This window comes from Cupriavidus sp. MEYA8 (assembly GCF_059278825.1).
The window spans coordinates 1,932,281-1,950,802 of record NZ_CM181221.1 but is presented as its reverse complement, the minus strand read 5'-3'; the positions used below and the strand labels follow the sequence as shown (position 1 = coordinate 1,950,802).

The 18,522-nt window shown below is 66.2% G+C and carries 18 protein-coding genes; 12 read left to right on the top strand and 6 right to left on the bottom strand.

Annotated features, from left to right (window positions below; all coding sequences use genetic code 11):
* Positions 1-8: 8 nt before the first annotated feature.
* From lpxB to AC5WJ1_RS08985, 3 genes are read left to right on the top strand one after another with little or no spacing between them, the layout of a single operon-like run.
* On the top strand, positions 9-1,217 hold the full coding sequence (lpxB, locus tag AC5WJ1_RS08995; protein ID WP_195427627.1) for a lipid-A-disaccharide synthase: 1,209 nt from the start codon (positions 9-11) through the stop codon (positions 1,215-1,217).
* On the top strand, positions 1,217-1,975 hold the full coding sequence (rnhB, locus tag AC5WJ1_RS08990; protein WP_434033946.1) for a ribonuclease HII: 759 nt from the start codon (positions 1,217-1,219) through the stop codon (positions 1,973-1,975). Before lpxB ends, rnhB begins: the two co-directional genes overlap by 1 nt.
* The gene (locus AC5WJ1_RS08985; RefSeq protein WP_115703349.1) at positions 1,972-2,748 is read left to right on the top strand and encodes a TrmH family RNA methyltransferase; all 777 of its coding nucleotides are present in this window, start codon (positions 1,972-1,974) and stop codon (positions 2,746-2,748) included. Before rnhB ends, AC5WJ1_RS08985 begins: the two co-directional genes overlap by 4 nt.
* 34 nt (positions 2,749-2,782) lie before the next feature.
* On the opposite strand, the gene ppsR is transcribed toward AC5WJ1_RS08985, so the two are convergent.
* Positions 2,783-3,736: a posphoenolpyruvate synthetase regulatory kinase/phosphorylase PpsR gene (gene ppsR / locus AC5WJ1_RS08980; protein WP_218959498.1), complete on the bottom strand. Its 954-nt coding sequence runs from the start codon at positions 3,734-3,736 to the stop codon at positions 2,783-2,785.
* A gap of 289 nt (positions 3,737-4,025) precedes the next feature.
* Between ppsR and ppsA the strand changes: the two genes are divergently transcribed.
* From ppsA to AC5WJ1_RS08965, 3 genes are all read left to right on the top strand, one after another.
* Complete coding sequence (ppsA, locus tag AC5WJ1_RS08975; RefSeq protein ID WP_135705366.1) at positions 4,026-6,410, top strand: phosphoenolpyruvate synthase; 2,385 nt, start codon at positions 4,026-4,028, stop codon at positions 6,408-6,410.
* Positions 6,411-6,590: 180 nt separating this feature from the next.
* Complete coding sequence (locus AC5WJ1_RS08970) at positions 6,591-7,013, top strand: NfeD family protein (RefSeq protein ID WP_133096295.1); 423 nt, start codon at positions 6,591-6,593, stop codon at positions 7,011-7,013.
* Between the two features lie 98 nt (positions 7,014-7,111).
* Positions 7,112-8,044 carry an SPFH domain-containing protein gene (locus tag AC5WJ1_RS08965; protein ID WP_029045868.1) on the top strand — a complete coding sequence of 311 codons (933 nt, stop codon included), beginning with the start codon at positions 7,112-7,114 and terminating at the stop codon, positions 8,042-8,044.
* 24 nt (positions 8,045-8,068) lie between these two features.
* Here AC5WJ1_RS08965 and smpB read toward each other — a convergent pair whose 3' ends face one another.
* The gene (smpB, locus tag AC5WJ1_RS08960; protein ID WP_133096294.1) at positions 8,069-8,521 is read right to left on the bottom strand and encodes an SsrA-binding protein SmpB; all 453 of its coding nucleotides are present in this window, start codon (positions 8,519-8,521) and stop codon (positions 8,069-8,071) included.
* 178 nt (positions 8,522-8,699) lie between these two features.
* On the opposite strand from smpB, the gene AC5WJ1_RS08955 reads away from it, so the two are divergent.
* Together AC5WJ1_RS08955 and AC5WJ1_RS08950 are read left to right on the top strand one after the other, a co-directional pair.
* Positions 8,700-9,137, top strand: a complete 438-nt coding sequence (locus tag AC5WJ1_RS08955) for a type II toxin-antitoxin system RatA family toxin (RefSeq protein ID WP_135705364.1) — start codon at positions 8,700-8,702, stop codon at positions 9,135-9,137.
* Positions 9,124-9,468: an RnfH family protein gene (locus tag AC5WJ1_RS08950; protein ID WP_133096292.1), complete on the top strand. Its 345-nt coding sequence runs from the start codon at positions 9,124-9,126 to the stop codon at positions 9,466-9,468. Before AC5WJ1_RS08955 ends, AC5WJ1_RS08950 begins: the two co-directional genes overlap by 14 nt.
* 72 nt (positions 9,469-9,540) lie before the next feature.
* On the opposite strand, the gene AC5WJ1_RS08945 is transcribed toward AC5WJ1_RS08950, so the two are convergent.
* Both AC5WJ1_RS08945 and AC5WJ1_RS08940 read right to left on the bottom strand, forming a co-directional pair.
* Complete coding sequence (locus AC5WJ1_RS08945) at positions 9,541-10,071, bottom strand: DUF4124 domain-containing protein (RefSeq protein WP_195427629.1); 531 nt, start codon at positions 10,069-10,071, stop codon at positions 9,541-9,543.
* A 193-nt stretch (positions 10,072-10,264) separates the two neighbouring features.
* Positions 10,265-11,224, bottom strand: coding sequence for a DMT family transporter (locus AC5WJ1_RS08940; protein WP_133096290.1), 960 nt, complete (start codon positions 11,222-11,224; stop codon positions 10,265-10,267).
* Positions 11,225-11,347: 123 nt separating this feature from the next.
* On the opposite strand from AC5WJ1_RS08940, the gene guaB reads away from it, so the two are divergent.
* From guaB to AC5WJ1_RS08920, 4 genes are all read left to right on the top strand, one after another.
* Positions 11,348-12,811 (top strand): IMP dehydrogenase, encoded by a 1,464-nt coding sequence (gene guaB / locus AC5WJ1_RS08935; protein WP_133096289.1) that lies wholly within the window; start codon positions 11,348-11,350, stop codon positions 12,809-12,811.
* A gap of 227 nt (positions 12,812-13,038) precedes the next feature.
* Positions 13,039-13,647: a hypothetical protein gene (locus tag AC5WJ1_RS08930; protein WP_133096288.1), complete on the top strand. Its 609-nt coding sequence runs from the start codon at positions 13,039-13,041 to the stop codon at positions 13,645-13,647.
* Positions 13,622-15,241 carry a glutamine-hydrolyzing GMP synthase gene (gene guaA, locus AC5WJ1_RS08925; protein ID WP_133096287.1) on the top strand — a complete coding sequence of 540 codons (1,620 nt, stop codon included), beginning with the start codon at positions 13,622-13,624 and terminating at the stop codon, positions 15,239-15,241. Before AC5WJ1_RS08930 ends, guaA begins: the two co-directional genes overlap by 26 nt.
* A 416-nt stretch (positions 15,242-15,657) precedes the next feature.
* A complete protein-coding gene (locus tag AC5WJ1_RS08920; protein WP_255519696.1) occupies positions 15,658-16,644 on the top strand; it encodes a tripartite tricarboxylate transporter substrate binding protein in 987 nt (328 codons plus the stop codon).
* A gap of 39 nt (positions 16,645-16,683) precedes the next feature.
* Here the strand turns inward: AC5WJ1_RS08920 and AC5WJ1_RS08915 are convergent, their stop codons facing one another.
* A complete protein-coding gene (locus AC5WJ1_RS08915) occupies positions 16,684-17,499 on the bottom strand; it encodes a shikimate dehydrogenase family protein (protein ID WP_133096285.1) in 816 nt (271 codons plus the stop codon).
* A 24-nt stretch (positions 17,500-17,523) separates the two neighbouring features.
* On the bottom strand, positions 17,524-18,513 hold the full coding sequence (locus tag AC5WJ1_RS08910) for a 2-hydroxyacid dehydrogenase (RefSeq protein ID WP_195427630.1): 990 nt from the start codon (positions 18,511-18,513) through the stop codon (positions 17,524-17,526).
* Positions 18,514-18,522 lie beyond the last annotated feature (9 nt).

The following is an 18,522-nucleotide window of genomic DNA, read 5'->3' as shown; positions in this document are numbered from 1 at the left end:
GGCTGCACATGGTCGACGCCGCGATTCGGGGTGGCCTGCCCACGGGCAACGGTTCTGCCGCCGCCAGGCGCGGCACCATCGCCATGGTGGCCGGAGAGGCCTCCGGCGACCTGCTGGCATCGCTGATGATGGGCGGGCTCAAGACCCGCCTGGGCGATACCATGGCGTACGCCGGGATCGGCGGCAAGCGCATGATGGCGCAGGGCTTCGTCTCGCGCTGGCCGATGGAAACGCTGTCGGTCAACGGCTATGTCGAGGTGCTGGGCTCGCTGCGCGAGATCCTGCGCACCCGGCGCGAGGTGCGAGACTGGCTGCTGGCCGAGCCGCCGCAGTGCTTTATCGGGGTCGACGCCCCGGATTTCAATTTCGGCCTGGAAGTGCCGCTGCGCCGCGCCGGCATCCCGGTGGTGCATTTCGTCAGCCCGTCGATCTGGGCCTGGCGCGGCGGGCGCATCCGCACCATCGCGCGCGCGGTGGACCACATCCTGTGCCTGTTCCCGTTTGAGCCCGAGATCTACGCCAAGGCCGGCATTCCCGCCACCTACGTCGGGCACCCGCTCGCCGACGTGATCCCGATGGTGCCTGACGTGGCCGGCGCGCGCGCCGAGCTGGGGCTGCCTGCCGGCCACCGCGTGGTCGCGGTGCTGCCTGGCAGCCGGCAGTCCGAGGTGCGCAACCTTGGCGCCACCTTCTTTGCCGCGATGGCGCAGATGCAGCGCATGGACCCGAACCTGGCGTTCGTGCTGCCGGCGGCAAGCGCGCCGCTGCGCGCCATCGTCGAAGACCTGCACCGGCAGTATCCGGAACTGCGCCTGACCATTGTCGACGGCAAGTCGCACCAGGCCATGGAAGCCGCTGACGTGGTGCTGCTGGCCAGCGGTACCGCGACGCTGGAGGCGGCGCTGTACAAGAAGCCGATGGTGATCTCGTACAAGGTGCCCTGGCTGACCGCGCAGATCATGAAGCGGCAGGGTTACCTGCCGTACGTGGGATTGCCTAATATCCTTTCAGGGCGCTTTGTCGTGCCCGAGCTGCTGCAGGACGATGCCACGCCCGAGGCGCTGGCCCGCGAAACGCTGCTGCAGCTCAACGACGAGGGCAATACCGCCTTCCTGTACGAGCATTTCACCCGCATGCACGAGACGCTCAAGTGCAACACCGCGCAGATTGCCGCCGATGTGGTGGTCGATTTGATGCATAGCCGGGGCAAAGTCTGATGGCCCGCCGCAATGCCGTATCCCTGCAGATGGGACTGGACCTGGCTCCTTCCGCATCCCCCGTGCAACGTTTGTGCGGCGTGGACGAGGCGGGCAGGGGGCCGTTGGCAGGCCCGGTCTATGCCGCCGCCGTGGTGCTGGACCCCAAGCGCCAGATCCGCGGGCTGGCCGATTCCAAGATCCTGACCGCCGCCAAGCGCGAGGCGCTGTACGAGAAGATCTGCGAGCGAGCGCTGGGTTGGCATATCGCCTTCGCCACGGTCGAGGAAATCGACACCATCAATATCTTCCACGCCAGCATGCTGGCGATGCAGCGCGCCGTGCAGGGCCTGGCCGCCAAGGGAATCGTGCCGGACCTGGTGCAGGTCGATGGCAACCGCTGCCCGCAGGTGCCGTTCCCGGTCGAGGCCATCGTCAAGGGCGACGCGCTGGTCAAGGCGATTTCCGCAGCGTCGATCCTGGCCAAGGTGGCGCGCGACCGTGCCCTGATGGAGCTGCACGCAACCTACCCGCAGTACGGCTTCGACTCGCACGTCGGCTACGCCACGCCGCAGCACATGGCCGCGCTGGCCGAGTTCGGCGCCACGCCGCATCACCGCCGCTCGTTCGCGCCGGTGCGCGAGGCGCTGGCACAGCGTCCGCTGTTTACCGCGGTGACGGCAGTTGCTGCCGGGGGCATTGACGGCATCGAAGTCGCCGAACTCACCACCCCGATCCAGGCCGCGCCCCCAGGCACCCTGCAAACCGACGCACCGTGAAGCACGTCACCTCGCGCGACAACGCGCTGTTCAAGCACCTGAAGGCGCTGGCCACCTCCACCCACCAGCGCCGCAAGGCCGGGCAGTCGCTGCTCGACGGCGTGCACCTGGCCCAGGCCTATGTGGATGCACTGGGCCAGCCAGTCACCTGCGTGGTGTCCGAGCGCCACTACGACCATGCCGAGGTTGCGCCGCTGCTGGCGCGCGTCGACGCGGAGCGGCTGGTAGTGCTGGCCGATACGCTGTTCACGCAGATTTCCGGCGTGGTCAACGGCATCGACCTGATGCTGGTGATCGAAACGCCTGCTGGCCACCTGCCGGCGCGCATCGAAGAGGACTGCATCATCCTCGACGGCGTGCAGGACGCCGGCAATGTCGGCTCGATCCTGCGCAGCGCCGCCGCGGCGGGCATTCGCCATGCCTTCCTGGCAACGGGATGCGCGTTCGCCTGGTCGGTGAAGACGCTGCGCGCCAGCATGGGCGCCAACTTCCACCTGAACATCGTCGAGCACTGCACCGTGGAGTCGCTGGCACCGCGGCTGGCGCTGCCATTGCTGGCGACGTCGTCGCATGCCGACGCCGCGGTGTTCGATACGGACCTGCGCGCGCCGGTGGCCTGGGTGGTCGGCAATGAAGGCGCCGGCGTCAGCGACGCGTGGATGCAGCACGTCAAGCGCAAGGTCGGCATTCCACAGCCGGGCGGCCTGGAATCGCTGAACGTGGCGGCCGCCACCGCGATCTGCCTGTTCGAGGCGGTGCGGCAGCGGCGATGAAAAAAGCGGCCGGGCGGCCGCTTTTTGTTTGTGCCTAGTAGTTGTCGCGATCGACCTTGATCTCCTGCAGGATCGTGGTCGCAATCTCTTCGATCGACTTGTGCGTCGACGACAGCCACTTGATGCCTTCGCGCCGCATCATCGCCTCGGCCTCATTGACCTCGTAGCGGCAGTTCTCCACCGCCGCGTACTTGCTGCCGGGGCGGCGCTCGTTGCGGATCTCGGTCAGGCGCTGCGGGTCGATCGACAGCCCGAAGATCTTGCTCTTGAACGCGTACAGCGCCGACGGCAGCTTGCCGCGCTCGAAATCGTCCGGGATCAGCGGGTAATTGGCCGCCTTCAGCCCGTATTGCATCGCCAGGTAGAGGCTGGTCGGGGTCTTGCCGCTGCGCGACACGCCCACCAGGATCACATCGGCTTCTTCGAGGTTCTTGTGCGACTGGCCGTCGTCGTGCGCCAGCGAGAAGTTGATCGCCTCGATCCGGTTCTTGTACGCCTCGGTATCGGCATTCTGGTGGAAGCGGCCGATGGCGTGGGTGGACTTGAGCCCCAGTTCCTTCTCGAGCGGCTCGATGAAGGTCTGGAACATGTCCAGGATCATCGCCTTGGCACGGCGCAGTGCCTTGTTCGCTTCCTGGTTGACCAGCGTGGTGAAGACGATCGGCGGCACGCCTTCGTTGTGGAAGGCCTCGTTGATCTTGCCGACCGCGATATGTGCCTTTTCCGGGGTATCGACGAAGGGCATCCGCACCTTGCGGAAGCGCATTTCGAACTGCGCCAGGATCGAGTGACTGAACGTTTCCGCAGTGATCCCGGTGCCATCCGAGACGATAAAGACGGTACGCACCGGCGGCCGGTCGCCGGTCTGGGCGGCTGCAGCGGGCGTTATCGCAGGTCTTGTCGCGGTCGCTTGGGTGGACGGGGAGGCGGGCTGCGTTCCAGGCTGGGTCCCGGAATCCGCTGTACCGGGCGCTTCTGGCTGGGACATGGGGTTGCGCAAATAAATAGATTCAATCTTCCGCAGAAAAGTGCGGCGCAGCACGGTAGAATAGCGGCGATCTTTTCGCTAAGCAATTCCGCGAGGGGCCCGCTTTGCATCAATCCAGGCCCGGAATTGTCGACAATGTGCGCTGCGCGATGAGAGCCGTAGCGCCGTGTCCGCAACATTGCAGCACCATGAGCATGGGGTTGCTTAGCCAAGCGATCGGTCCGGGAACAGAACGCGAACAACATACCGGGCATGCGCAACAAGTTTTCTACTTTGTTTTGAGGCTCTCATGACTAACCAGGCAGATAACGGCGCCTACGTGTTGCCGTTCGAGCAGTTGCGCATGGCTGACGTGGAAATCGTCGGCGGCAAGAATTCGTCGCTGGGCGAGATGATCTCCCAGCTGGCGGAGGCCGGCGTGCGCGTTCCCGGCGGTTTTGCCACCACCGCGCTTGCCTTCCGCGACTTCCTCGCCCACAACAACCTGACCGAGCGCATCTCCCAGCGCCTGAAGACGCTCGACGTCGACGACGTCAAGGCCCTGGCCGAGGCCGGTGCCGAGATCCGCGACTGGGTCGCCACCGCTCCGTTCCAGCCGCGCCTGGAACAGGAAATCCGTGAGTTCTATGCCCGCGTGTCCGAGCGCGAAGGCGCCGAGGCTTCGTTCGCGGTGCGTTCGTCGGCCACGGCCGAAGACCTGCCCGACGCCTCGTTCGCCGGCCAGCAGGAGTCCTACCTGAACGTCAGCGGCATCGACGACGTGCTGGACAAGATCAAGCACGTGTTCGCCTCGCTGTACAACGACCGCGCTATCTCCTACCGCGTGCACAAGGGTTTTGCCCATGACGTGGTGGCACTGTCCGCCGGTATCCAGCGCATGGTCCGTTCGGACCTGGCCGCTTCCGGCGTGATGTTCACCATCGACACCGAATCCGGCTTCCCCGATGTGGTTTTCATCACCTCCAGCTACGGCCTGGGCGAAACGGTGGTGCAGGGCGCGGTCAACCCGGACGAGTTCTACGTCTTCAAGCCGACGCTGCAAGCCGGCCAGTACCCGATCATCCGCCGCTCGATCGGCTCCAAGCTGATCAAGATGGAATTCACCAAGCCGGGCGAAGCCGGCCGCGTGAAGACCGTCGATGTGCCGGCCGAGCTGCGCAACCGCTACTCGATCACCGACGAAGACGTGACCGAGCTGGCCCGGTACGCGGTGATCATCGAGAAGCACTATGGCCGCCCGATGGACATCGAGTGGGGCAAGGACGGCAAGGACGGCAAGATCTACATCCTGCAGGCCCGCCCGGAAACGGTGAAGAGCCAGTCGGCCGGCAAGGCCGAGCAGCGCTTCAAGCTCAAGGGCACCGCCCCCGTGCTGACCAGCGGCCGCGCCATCGGCCAGAAGATCGGCACCGGCCCGGTCCGCGTCATCAACGATCCGTCCGAGATGGAACGCGTGCAGCCCGGCGACGTGCTGGTCGCCGACATGACCGACCCGAACTGGGAGCCGGTGATGAAGCGCGCTTCGGCGATCGTCACCAACCGTGGCGGCCGTACCTGCCACGCGGCCATCATCGCGCGTGAACTGGGCGTGCCGGCCGTGGTCGGCTGCGGCGATGCCACCGACATCCTGAAGGATGGCACGCTGGTAACCGTGTCGTGCGCCGAGGGCGACGAAGGCCGCATCTACGACGGCCTGCTCGAAACGGAAGTGACCGAAGTCCAGCGTGGCGACATGCCGGAAATCGACGTCAAGCTGATGATGAACGTGGGCAACCCGCAGCTGGCCTTCGACTTCGCGCAGATCCCGAACTGCGGCGTCGGACTGGCCCGCCTGGAATTCATCATCAACAACAACATCGGGGTCCACCCGAAGGCCATCCTCGACTATCCGCAGGTCGATGCCGACCTGAAGAAGGCCGTGGAAAGCGTGGCCCGCGGCCACGCCAGCCCGCGCGCGTTCTACGTTGACAAGCTGGCCGAGGGCATCGCCACCATCGGCGCGGCCTTCTACCCGAAGCCCGTGATCGTGCGCCTGTCGGACTTCAAGTCCAACGAGTACAAGAAGCTGATCGGCGGTTCGCGCTACGAGCCGGACGAGGAAAACCCGATGCTGGGCTTCCGCGGCGCCTCGCGCTACATCGCCGAAGACTTCGCCGAAGCGTTCGAGATGGAATGCAAGGCCATGAAGCGCGTGCGCGATGAAATGGGCCTGACCAACGTCGAGATCATGGTGCCGTTCGTGCGTACGCTGGGCCAGGCCGAGAAGGTCATCGGCCTGCTGGCCAAGCACGGCCTGAAGCGCGGCGAGAATGGCCTGCGCATCATCATGATGTGCGAAGTGCCGTCCAACGCGATCCTGGCCGAAGAGTTCCTGCAGTACTTCGACGGCTTCTCGATCGGCTCGAACGACCTGACGCAGCTGACGCTGGGCCTGGACCGCGACTCGGGCATGGAGCTGCTGGCCAAGGACTTCGACGAACGCGATCCGGCGGTGTGCTTCATGCTGTCGCGCGCCATTTCGGCGTGCATCCGCCTGGACAAGTACGTCGGCATCTGCGGCCAGGGTCCTTCGGACCACCCGGACTTTGCCGAATGGCTGACCAGGGAAGGCATCAAGTCGATCTCGCTGAACCCCGATTCGGTGGTCGACACCTGGCAGAAGCTGGCTTCCTGAGGCTTTTGACGTCACAATAACGACATTCGCCGGCGCGCCTTCGGCAGCCGGCTGGCACCGGCCCCTGCGTCAGGTGTTGCATCGGCCCCGCAGGCGCCCCTGGCGCTGCGGGGTTTTTGTTTTTCGGGAATCGATTCCGGGCATTCGCTGCCGGGAACCGATCGGACGGGGGGATTTCGGATGGCGTACTACATCTGGTTCGTGGCGGCGGTCGCGCTGGTGATCGTCGAACTGAATACCGGCACGTTCTACCTGCTGATGGTGGCCGTCGGGCTGGCCGCCGGCGGCGTCGCGGCCTTGCTGGACCTGTCGCCCGCCGCGCAGACGGTGACCGCGGCGCTGGTCGCCGCGGTGCTGATCGCCGGGCTGCGCCGTACCCGTTTCGGCAAGCTGCGGCGCGGCAATGCCGCCGCCGATCCCAACGTCAATCTCGACATCGGCCAGGAACTCGACGTTGCAGCGTGGGACGCCAACGGCCGTGCGCGCGTGCCGTACCGGGGCGCAGACTGGACCGTCGAGCTTGCGCCGAACTGCGCCGCGGCGCCGGGCCGCTACCGTATCGTCGAAGTGCGCGGCAGCACGCTGGTGGTTTCGCCGCGCTGAGCCGCATCCAAGGGTTGCCCGGTGCCAGCCGCGCAACCATCCGCCTGCCGCCGTTCCGGCGGCGCCGTACCGCTGTTTCCTGACCGGAGGGTTGTTACATGCTCGCTTTTCAGCTTGGCCTGTTGCCGCTGATCATCCTTATTGCCGTGATCGTGCTGATCGCCAGGGGCATCAAGATCGTGCCGCAGCAGCACGCCTGGGTGCTGGAGCGCCTGGGCCGCTACCATGCGACGCTGACGCCGGGGCTGTCGATCGTGGTGCCGTTCGTCGACCGCGTTGCCTACAAGCACGTGCTCAAGGAAATCCCGCTGGACGTGCCCAGCCAGGTCTGCATCACCAAGGACAATACGCAGCTGCAGGTGGACGGCGTGCTGTACTTCCAGGTGACCGACCCGATGAAGGCGTCCTACGGCTCGAGCAACTTCGTGGTGGCGATCACGCAGCTGTCGCAGACCACGCTGCGCTCGGTGATCGGCAAGCTTGAGCTGGACAAGACCTTCGAGGAGCGCGAGTTCATCAACCACAGCGTGGTGAACGCGCTCGATGAGGCCGCCGCCAACTGGGGCGTCAAGGTGCTGCGCTACGAGATCAAGGACCTGACGCCGCCGAAGGAAATCCTGCATGCGATGCAGGCGCAGATCACCGCCGAGCGCGAGAAGCGCGCGCTGATCGCCGCGTCGGAGGGCAAGCGCCAGGAACAGATCAACTTGGCCACGGGTGCGCGGGAAGCGGCCATCCAGAAGTCGGAAGGCGAGAAACAGGCCGCCATCAACAAGGCGCAGGGCGAGGCGGCGGCGATCCTGGCGGTGGCGGACGCCAATGCCCAGGCGATCCAGAAGGTGGGCAACGCGATCCGCACCGAAGGCGGCATGGACGCGGTCAACCTGAAGGTGGCCGAGGAATACGTGGCTGCGTTCGGCAACCTGGCCAAGCAGGGCAATACGCTGATCGTGCCCGGGAATATGAGCGAGATGAGCAGCATGATCGCGTCAGCGCTGCAGATCGTGAAGGGGCAGAAGGCCGGCGCCTGAGCACGCAGGCGCCGCCGGGCGGCATTATCCCTTGGTGTCGCCCTTCATGATGCGCGCCTTCTCGCGCTGCCAGTCGCGCTGCTTTTCGGTCTCGCGCTTGTCGAACTGCTTCTTGCCCTTGGCCAGGCCGATCTCGCATTTCACTCTGCCACGCGTGTAATGCAGGTTCAGCGGCACCAGCGTGTAGCCGCGCTGCTCGACCTTGCCGATCAGCTTCTTGATCTCGTCGGCCTTCAGCAGCAGCTTGCGCGTGCGCACCGGATCGGGGTTGACGTGGGTGGAGGCGCTCTGCAGCGGGCTGATATGGGCGCCGATCAGGAACATCTCGGCGTCGCGCACCACCACGTAGCCTTCCTTGATCTGTACTCGGTTCGCGCGGATCGCCTTCACTTCCCAGCCTTCCAGCACGATCCCGGCCTCATATCGCTCTTCGATGAAGTAGTCGAAAAAGGCCTTCTTGTTGTCTGCGATGGTCATGCGTGCGGGTAGGGGAACAATGTGGTGAAAGCGGGCCGGATCGCTGCAGCGCCGCATGGCGAAGTGCCGCCAGCGACCAGCGTCGGCTAAAATTGGGATTTTAGCAAACCAGCCCCGGTACCGGCTTGTGTCCTGGCGCAATGCGCCAGGCATGGCCGGGAGCCAGATTTTCCAATACATGGCAGACGTCCATAAATCCGTGCTGCTCGGCTATTCCGCCGCGCAGATGTACGACCTGGTCACGCGCGTGGAGGACTATCCCAAGTTCCTGCCATGGTGCGGCGGCGTGGAGGTGTTCGAGCAGACCGAAACCACGCTCGACGCCAAGATCCATATCCATTTCAAGGGGATCCAGCAGTTCTTCCACACCCGCAATACGCAGGAGCGCCCGACCCGCATCGACATGACCTTCGCCGACGGGCCCTTCAAGACCTTTAATGGCGCGTGGCGCTTTACGCCGCTGCGCGTGGACGCCTGCAAGATCGAATTCCACCTGCACTATGAGTTTTCGAGCCTGCTGCTGGAAAAGCTCATCGGCCCGGTGTTCAGCATGATCGCGAATACCTTCGTCGATGCCTTCGTCAAGCGCGCCGAGGTGGTCTATGGCGCCAGTTGAAGGCGCGGGCACCGTGCATGTCACGGTGTGCTATGCGCGGCCCCATGCGGTATTCCTGAAGGAGATCGACGTGCCCGCGGGCACCACGATCGCTGCGGCCATCGTCGGCTCGGGGCTGCAGCAGGCGTGCCCGGAAGTGGATCCGTCGACCATGCGGGTGGGCATCTTCGGCAAGCTCAAGACGCCCGATACCGTGGTGCGCGAGGGCGACCGCGTGGAGGTGTACCGGCCGCTGACTGCCGACCCCAAGCAGGCGCGGCGCAAGCGCGTGCAGAAGCTGCGCGAGGGCGGGGCGCGGGAAGGCCAGAAATGGCTGCGTGGCAATGGCTGAGCCGCAAGGCTTGCGCCACCGGCCGCAGCACTGACCGCGAAACGGGGCGTGATGCCCCGTTTTTGCTTATGTTCAGTTGCAGTTCTTTTCGAGGCTGGCGCTGGTCTTGACCAGTTCGGCCTGGCGCTGCTCGCTGTTCAGGTGCTGCAGCGAGCCGTCCTGACCCGCTACCGCCGCGCGCATCCCTTGCTGCAGGCCGGTGGCGTAGTTGCGCAGCTGGGCGCAGCGGGCCTCGCGGTCGGCAGCCTCGGCTTCCTTGCGCGCCTCTTCCGCGGCGGCTTTCAGGCGCGAGTCGCGGCGCTTCTGGAAGGCCTCTTCGGCCGTGGGCGGCGGGGCCTCCTTCGCCTTGCCCGCGGCCCTGGCAGGGGCCGGTGCAGCCACGGGGGCGTTGGCGGTCTCCGTGTTGGCGGCCTCCACCGGCTGGTACTCGCCGGCGCTGCGGCCAGGGGCACGCAGCACCCTGGCGGCGGCGCCGGAGGGCGGCACGTCGCTGTAGACCATGCGGCCGTTGGCATCGCGCCATTGCCAGTAGGCATGGGCGTGGACCGAGGCGGCAGCGGTGACGGCAGCGGCAAGCAGGCACAGCACGGACGATCGTTTCATGGCGCGGCGTCTCAAAGTGGCTGGTAAGGAACGGATGCGGCTGGAGAACTGCTGGGCCGCCGGCTGCGCGCGAGGCAATGCCGCGGCAGGCCTGCCGCGGGCGATGGCTTGGCGCCAGGGCATGGCGCCGGTTTGACCCTGGTACTTCAGTTCTGATGTGGCGCGTGTGACCCCCGCGCCATCGTCCGCTAGTCTACGCAGACTTGTCGCTGGCGTGCAAGCGCACCGACCAGGCCACGCCGACCATCAGCAACACAATGGCGGCAATTTCCAGCGGCCGCGGCCAGCGGTGGTCGAAGACAAAGCCATATGCCAGCGCGAACAGCGTCTCGAACACGATCATCTGGCCCGACAGCGTCAGCGGCAGGCGCCGGCTGGCGATGTTCCACAGGTTGTTGCCGATCAGCGACGCGCCCAGCGCCACCGCGGCGTTGACCATCCAGAACCACTGCCAGTCGCGGCCGCTGTCGCCGGAAGTGAGGGCATCGCCCGCCACCAGCCAGCCGACTATGGCCAGCACGGCCGATACCGCGCCGGTCGACAGCCCATAGAGCGCCGACCATTCATTGCCGCTGTAGTGCGGGTTGCGCTGCAGGTAGCGCGCGTTGTCGACCGCATAGAGCGTCCAGCAGACCAGCGCGCCGGCGGCGCAGCAGACGCCGGCAATCTTCTGCCAGACCGGCCGCACGGCGTCACCGGCCGCGGCGGCATGTGCGCTCTGGCCGCCGCCGAACAGGTCGATGTTGATGCAGGCGATGCCCGCGGCCACCACCAGCAGCGGCCACAGCAGCCGCGACAGCGGCACCGCACCGTGGTCGCGCCGGCCCATGATGGTGACCGTGATCGGCAGGATGCCGATAATCAGCGAAGTCGGCCCGACCCCGGCCAGCTGCACGCCGAAGGCCAGCAGCACGTAGTAGAGCAGGTTGCCGGTAAAGGCCTGGCGCAGCAGCGCCACGCAATCGGCGCGGGTCAGCTTGCGGGCGATGCGCTTGATCAGCGGCAGGGCGGCAACCAGCGCGACCAGGCCATACGCCAGGTAGCGCCCGATCGCCAGCTCCCACGGCGAGAACACGGGCAGCAGCTTGGGCGCGATAAAGACCATGCCCCAGAACGCGCCCGCCAGCAGCCCGCACAATACGCCGATCCCCATGCTTTTCAACGCCCGGTTAAAAGGACGACGAGCATAGCAGACGACACGCCGGAAAACCCGTTGCCGTTCATCAGCCAGCCGCGCATTCCTGTATAATTCGCTTTTGCGCCTAGAGGATTTGCTATGCGTCTTGTCCAGAAAGCACTCACATTCGATGACGTGCTGCTCGTCCCGGCCTATTCGGCCGTCCTTCCCCGGGATGTTTCCCTCCGCACTCGCCTGTCCCGTTCGATCGAACTGAACATTCCGCTGGTGTCCGCTGCCATGGACACGGTGACGGAGGCGCGCCTGGCGATCTCCATGGCGCAAGCCGGTGGCATCGGCATCGTCCACAAGAACCTGAAGCCCGCCGACCAGGCCCGCGAAGTGTCGCGCGTCAAGCGCTACGAGTCGGGCGTGCTGCGTGATCCGATCACCATTTCGCCGGACGCGAAGATCCGCGATGTGATCGCGCTGTCGCAGCAGCATGGCATTTCGGGCTTCCCGGTGCTGGAAGGCAAGATCGTCGTCGGCATCATCACCAACCGCGACCTGCGCTTCGAGGAAGAACTCGACGCCCCGGTGCGCGCCAAGATGACCCCGCGCGAGAAGCTGGTGACGGTGGCCGAAGGCGCGCCGCTGGAAGAAGCCAAGCGCCTGATGAACCGCCACCGCCTGGAGCGCGTGCTGGTGGTCAACCAGGCCTTCGAGCTGCGCGGCCTGATCACGGTGAAGGACATCCAGAAGGCGGTCGAGAACCCGCTGGCGAGCAAGGATGACCACGGCCAGCTGCGCGTAGGCGCCGCGGTCGGCGTGGGTCCGGACAACGACGAGCGTGTCGAGCTGCTGGTCAAGGCCGGCGTCGACGTGATTGTGGTCGATACGGCGCATGGCCACAGCCAGGGTGTGCTGGATCGCGTGCGCTGGGTCAAGCAGAACTTCCCGCAAGTGCAGGTGATCGGCGGCAATATCGCCACCGGCGACGCCGCCCGTGCGCTGGTCGAGCATGGCGCCGACGGCGTCAAGGTCGGCATCGGCCCCGGCTCGATCTGCACCACCCGTATCGTGGCTGGCGTGGGCGTGCCGCAGATCACCGCCGTTTCCAACGTGGCCGAGGCGCTCAAGGGCACCGGCGTGCCGCTGATCGCCGACGGCGGCATCCGCTATTCGGGTGACGTGGCCAAGGCCCTGGCGGCCGGCGCCCACACCGTGATGATGGGCGGGATGTTCTCAGGCACCGAAGAAGCGCCGGGCGAAGTGTTCCTGTACCAGGGCCGCTCGTTCAAGAGCTACCGCGGCATGGGTTCGGTAGGCGCGATGAAGGACGGCGCGGCTGACCGCTACTTCCAGGAAGACAACACCGCCAACGTCGACAAGCTGGTCCCCGAGGGGATTGAAGGCCGCGTGCCGTACAAGGGTTCGGTGATGGCCATCATCCACCAGCTGACGGGCGGCGTGCGTGCCTCGATGGGCTACTGCGGCAGCAAGTCGATCGCCGACTGGCATGAGAGTGCCCAGTTCGTCCAGATCACGGCAGCCGGCATGCGTGAATCGCACGTGCACGACGTGCAGATCACCAAGGAAGCGCCGAACTACCATATCGACTGACGCGCAGCGGTCGCGCCCGCCGTCCGCAGTGGCGGCGGTGCGCTGCCCGCGATCAGCGGGACGAGGGCGTGCGAGGTTTGGTGCGAGGTGCGCAGCGCCGCCCTGGTCCGACCGGATTCCAATCCGGCCCCGACCGTGGCCCCGGCCGCGCGCCACGCCGGTGTTGCCTGTCCCGGCGTGCCTTGCTGCCAGCCGCATCACCGGCGGGGCCCAGACGAGGAGCGCCAATGAAGGTGTTGCTGCGAGCCGTGCTGTTTTTCGATGCCCTGGTGGACCTGCTGCTGGGCGTCCTGCTGTTGATGTCCCCATTCACCACGCTGTACGCGGCGCTGCAATTGCCGCAGCCACAACCCGCGCTGTTCGGGCAACTGCTGGGCGTGGCGCTGGCCGGCCTGTCGGTGCTGCTGTGGCAGGCCGCGTTCAACGGCCAGCTGACGGTACCGGTGGCACGCACGGCCGGCTATGTGAACCTCGCCAGCGCGATGCTGATCATTGCCTGGATGGTGTTCCTTGAGCTGCCGCTCGAAGGCGCCGGCAAGATCTGGCTGCCGACCATGGCCGTGGTGCTGCTGTTTTTTGCCGCGGTGCAGATCCCCGCGGCGAAACGCGTGCGCGTGCGCGAGCAGCAGCTGAAGATGGAACGCGCGCTGAAGGAACAGGAAACCCGGAAGGAACCCGGCGTCGCCCCCGCGGCACGCCCAACGAATACCCCAGAATACCGGCGCGAGCCGGTCATCACGCCGCCGCCGGGCTATGGCCCCGGCACGGAAGTGACCGAGCCCGCAACGGAAGACACGCCATCGGCCCATCATGCACGACAAAATCCTCATTCTTGATTTCGGCTCGCAGGTCACGCAGCTGATCGCCCGCCGCGTCCGCGAGGCGCACGTCTACTGCGAAATCCACCCGAACGACGTCTCCGACGACTTCGTGCGCGAGTACGCGCCCAAGGCCGTCATCCTGTCGGGCAGCCACGCCAGCACCTATGAAGACCACCAGCTGCGCGCGCCGCAGGCGGTGTGGGACCTGGGCGTGCCGGTGCTCGGCATCTGCTACGGCATGCAGACCATGGCCGTGCAGCTCGGCGGCAAGGTCGAGTGGAGCGACCAGCGCGAGTTCGGCTACGCCGAGATGCGCGCCCACGGCCATACCGCGCTGCTCAAGGACATCGAGGATTTCCGCACTGCGGAAGGCCACGGCATGCTCAAGGTCTGGATGAGCCACGGCGACAAGGTCACCGGCCTGCCGCCGGGCTTCAAGCTGATGGCGTCCACCCCGAGCTGCCCGATCGCCGGCATGGCCGACGAAGCGCGCGGCTACTATGCCGTGCAGTTCCATCCCGAGGTCACGCATACCGTCAAGGGCCGGCAGATGCTCGAGCGCTTCGTGCTCGGGATCGCCGGCTGCAAGGCAGACTGGGTCATGCGCGACCACATCGAAGAAGCCGTCGCCAAGATCCGCGAACAGGTCGGCGACGAAGAGGTGATCCTGGGCCTGTCGGGCGGCGTCGATTCGTCGGTGGCCGCGGCGCTGATCCACCGCGCCATCGGCGACCAGCTCACCTGCGTCTTCGTCGACCACGGCCTGCTGCGCCTCGACGAAGGCAAGATGGTGATGGAAATGTTCGCCGGCCGCCTGCACGCCAAGGTCGTGCACATCGACGCTTCCGAGCAGTTCCTCGGCCACCTGTCCGGCGTGACCGACCCCGAGCAGAAGCGCAAGATCATCGGCCGCGAGTTCGTCGAGGTGTTCCAGGCCGAGGCGAAGAAACTGAGCAAGGCCAAGTGGCTGGCGCAGGGCACGATCTACCCCGACGTGGTGGAATCGGGCGGCACCAAGACCAAGAAGGCCACCACCATCAAGAGCCACCACAACGTCGGCGGCCTGCCCGAAACGCTGGGCCTGAAGCTGCTCGAGCCGCTGCGCGACCTGTTCAAGGACGAAGTGCGCGAACTCGGCGTGGAACTGGGCCTGCCGCCGGAAATGGTCTACCGCCATCCGTTCCCGGGCCCGGGCCTGGGCGTGCGCATCCTCGGCGAAGTCAAGCGCGACTATGCCGACCTGCTGCGCCGCGCCGATGCCATCTTCATTGAAGAACTGCGCAAGACCATCGCCACCGAGCAGGACGCTGCCGCTGGCCTGTGCGAGCCGAACCAGGTCGGCAAGAGCTGGTACGACCTGACCAGCCAGGCATTTGCCGTGTTCCTGCCGGTCAAGTCGGTGGGCGTGATGGGCGACGGCCGCACCTACGACTACGTCGTGGCGCTGCGCGCTGTGCAGACCACCGACTTCATGACGGCGCATTGGGCGCACCTGCCGTACGCGCTGCTCGGCCGCTGCTCGAACCGCATCATCAACGAAGTGCGCGGCCTGAATCGGGTGGTGTATGACGTGTCGGGCAAGCCGCCGGCGACGATCGAGTGGGAGTGATTTGACGTCCTCCGAAGTCTATCGCTGACGATCGGAAATCTCCCGGAAACCCGCGCCGCTGCGCGGGTTTCGTGTTTTTGGCTATCGATGGCTATCGACTGAAATCGGACTCTGGGGTCGGTAGCAAGGCCGCCAGTGTGGCCGTTCCCATCAACTTCGGGATGGCTCTACCGGGCGATTCGGGATCAAATGCAGCGCCCCACGTGATAGACCTCTTTCGCGGTGTTCCTCACCATGACCATCCCTTGCGGACTGCGCTAGAGAAAAAAACTGGAGACAGGCGAAGGTGGTTTCCATGCCGTTCGCCAGCACGACAAATCCGGCAAGCGGCAAATGGTGCTAGTCTTTCACGTTCTGTCCCTGACAGTGCCCCAATGCTTGCAATGCCGCCGGCTAGCTAAACGTGTGAGTCATAGATGCGACTACCCCGCAAGCACCTTCAAACAGCTTTATTGCTGGCCGCTCAACTGGCCGGATTCCTTGCCGCAGTTCCCGTGATGGGCCAGACGACTGCGGCGACTTACCCGAGTCACGCTGTCGAACTGGTGGTGCCAAGCTCAGCGGGCGGTGGTACTGATACGGTTGCGCGAGCCTTCAGCGAAGCCATGCGAAAGTACCTGCCGCAGCCGCTGACCGTGGTGAACAAGCCAGGCGCCAGTGGCGCAATCGGCATGACGGAAGTGGCCCGCGCCAGGCCGGATGGCTACAAGCTCGGCATAATCATCGCGGAAGCCGTGATCGTCCCGCATGTCGGGCCGACCACGTTCGACCCCGCCCAGCTGGTGCCGATCGCACGCCTGAATGCCGATCCGTCCGCGATCACGGTGAGGGCCGATTCGCGCTGGAATACCATCGAGGCGTTCCTGGCATTCGCCAAGGCGCACCCCGGTGAGGTGCAGGTCGGGAATTCCGGTCCGGGTTCGATCTGGCACCTGGCGGCGACGGCGTTGGAGGACAAGTCGCACGTCAAGTTTAATCACGTGCCGTTCACCGGCGCGGCGCCGGCGTTGGTGGCGTTGATGGGCGGGCATATCGACGCGGTGGCTGTCAGTCCCGCGGAGGTATCGGCCTATGTGGCCGCGGGCAAGGTGAAGACGCTCGCGGTGATGGCCGACCAGCGTGTCAGCGGTTTCGAGAATGTGCCGACGCTTCGTGAGCGGGGTATCGCCCTCTCGATCGGCACATGGCGCGGGCTGGCCGCGCCCAAAGGCACGCCACCCGAGGTGCTCGAAACCCTTGCGGCCGCCAGCCGCAAGGCGGTGGCGGATCCAGTCTTTGTGGCGGCGCTGAGCCGGCAGAACCTGGGCATTGCCTATGCCGACGCAGCGACCTTCAAGGCGATGATCGCGGCTGACAACGCGGTGATGAAGGCGCTGGTGGCCAGGACCAACCTGAAGAAGTGAGGCAGCGCATTCGCTGGTCCCGATGATGCTGACGGGGGCTTATGACAGGCGGGCAATCTCCTCAAGCAGCGCCGCCTCCATCGCCTCGATCGGCGCGCGCGCGCAGCCGGTGTAGAACTCGACCTGGGCGCACGCCTGGTGCAGCATCATGCGCGTGCCGTCGATGGTGCGGCAGCCGAGCGCTGCGGCATCGCGGATCAGCTTGCTCCTGACCGGGATGAAGGCGGCGTCCATGACGATCAGGTGCGCGGCGAGCTGTCCGGCGACCGGGTTGACATCGGGGGCGCGAAAGCCCGCCGCGGTCGCGTTGGCGAGCATGTCGAAATCCGCCGCGCGGAAGTCCGTCAACCCGCCGCCAAAGCGCAGGCCGAGCGAGCCGGCCAGTTCTTCGCCGCGCGCCGCGGTGCGGTTGAACACGGTCACGCTGGCGCCGGCCTCGCGCAAGCCATAGGCCATCGCCCGCGCCGCGCCGCCCGCGCCCAGCAGCGCAATGCGCTGGCCGGCCACATCCGTCACCTCCTGGAACGCCCGGACGGCGCCGATGCAGTCGGTGTTGTAGCCGGTCAGCACGCCATCGAGATTGTTGATGGTGTTGACCGCGCCGATGGCGCGCGCGGTCTCGTCGAGATGGTCGAGGTGGGGGATCACGGCCTGCTTGTGCGGCATCGAGACATTCATGCCGCGCACGCCGAGCGTGCGGATCGACTGCACGGCGCCGGGCACGTCCTGCACCCCGAAGCACACAAAGGTGTAGTCGATCCCGAGCGCCCGATAGGCGGCATTGTGGATGCGCACATTGAAGGTGAAGGGCTCGCCCATGATCGAGCCGCACAGCGTGGGAATGGAACCGGGCATTGCGGGGTGTCCTTGCGAGGAAAATCAGGCGGCTGCCTGGGCGGCAAAGGCCGCCAGGTCGAAGCGCGCGGCAGGTTGCCGCCCGGCGAGCGCGTCCAGCAGGTTGCGCGTGGCCAGTTCGGCCATGGCACGACGGGTCTCATGCGTGGCCGAGCCGATATGGGGCAGGGCGGTCACCCTGGGATGGCGGCGCAGCGGCGAATCCTGAGGCAGCGGCTCGGTGGCGAAGACGTCCAGCCCGGCCGCGCGCAGGTGGCCGCTTGCCAGCGCCGCGAGCAGCGCGTCTTCCTGCACGATCTGGCCGCGCGCGCCATTGACGAAGATGGCGCCCGGCTTCATCAGCGCGAACTCGCGCGGGCCCATCAGGCCTCGGGTGCTGTCTGTCAGGGGCAGCGTGATGGCGACGATATCGGCGCGGCGCAAGGCGTCGTCGAGTTCCGTCCGGGTGGCGCGCCCCACCAGGTCGGGCGGCTCCATGGCAGTCTCGTTGACGTAGAGCACCTCCATGCCGAAGCCGAGCGCCGCGCGCCGCGCCACGGCCTGGCCGATACGCCCGAAACCCAGGATCGCCAGCGTCTTGCCGTGCACGTCCCAGCCGAACAGGCTGTCGCCGATATTGGCGGTCCAGCGGCCTTCGCTGACGTGGGCCGCCAGCTCGACCAGGCGGCGGCTCGTGGCCATGATGAGGGCGAAGACGGTGTCGGCCGTGGTCTCGGTAAGTACGCCCGGCGTATGGCACAGCGTGATGCCGCGCTGGTGCAGGCAGGGGAGGTCATAGTTGTCGACGCCCACCGAAATACTCGAGATCACTTCCAGCCGGCCGGCTTCGGCCAGCTCCGCCGCGCCCAGCTTCACGCTGGAGCCGATCAGGCCATGGGCGGATGCCAGCGCGGCGCGGAAGGCCGGCCGTTGTGCCGGCTGGCGCGGGTCAGCCACGATCACGTCATGCTCCGACTCGATCCTGGCGAGCAGGTCGTCAGGAATCGGCCGGAACACCAGTACATTCTTGCGCATGGGTAGTCC